The organism is Lentzea indica (assembly GCF_012184385.1).
GTDB lineage: Bacteria > Actinomycetota > Actinomycetes > Mycobacteriales > Pseudonocardiaceae > Lentzea > Lentzea indica.
Genome location: NZ_VSRL01000597.1, coordinates 1 through 655 on the forward strand (window position 1 = coordinate 1; position 655 = coordinate 655).

The following is a 655-nucleotide window of genomic DNA, read 5'->3' on the forward strand; positions in this document are numbered from 1 at the left end:
CGCCACCGCCGGCGCGACGTCGTTCACTGTCCTCGGTGAGGTCGACCTTCTTCTCGCGGCGCGTCTTGTCGTACGCGGTGTGGCGCAGCGCCGTGAGCAGGTACGCCCGGAACGCCGAGTCGGGACCACGGCCGGCACGCAGCGTGTCCAGAACTTTCGCGAACGCCTCGGAGACCAGGTCGTCGGCCTCGGCCTGGGAGCGGGCCAACTGGCGGGCGAGGTTGTAGGCCGCCGAGACGTGCCGTTCGTACAACTGGCCGTAGGCGTCGATGGTCCCTCCGCGCACGGACTCGATGAGTTCCGCGTCGCTGGGCCCCTGGACGTCTGCAGGAACGGTCGCCAAGTCTCGTGTCCCTCCTCGCGGCGCTCAGTGTGACGTACGGCGACGCGCAGAGTCATCTCAATCCCCCACGCGGGTTGCGTCACGAACCGTTGGTGACCGCGTCTCCCACCTGGAATCGGGAGAGCTGAAGGGAGACCGGGTGGGTGTCGCACAAGCGGAACGCCTGCTGAAGTCGAGGTGGCGGACCGCCACCATGGCTGCCGGCTGGGCGTTCCCCGCAGACTGGCCGCTCGCCGAGGTCGACGAGGTGTGCGCGGCGATGCTGGAGAACGCCGACCCCGGCGACGCGCTGGTCCGCCTGGGCCGCGCCCG

The 655-nt window shown here is 70.1% G+C and carries 1 protein-coding gene; it reads right to left on the minus strand.

Going from position 1 to position 655, the window contains the following annotated elements; all coding sequences use genetic code 11:
- The coding region (locus tag FXN61_RS49850) for an RNA polymerase sigma factor (protein WP_167980688.1) at positions 1-343 on the minus strand (343 nt) is incomplete at its 3' end.
- Between the last annotated feature and the right edge of the window lie 312 nt (positions 344-655).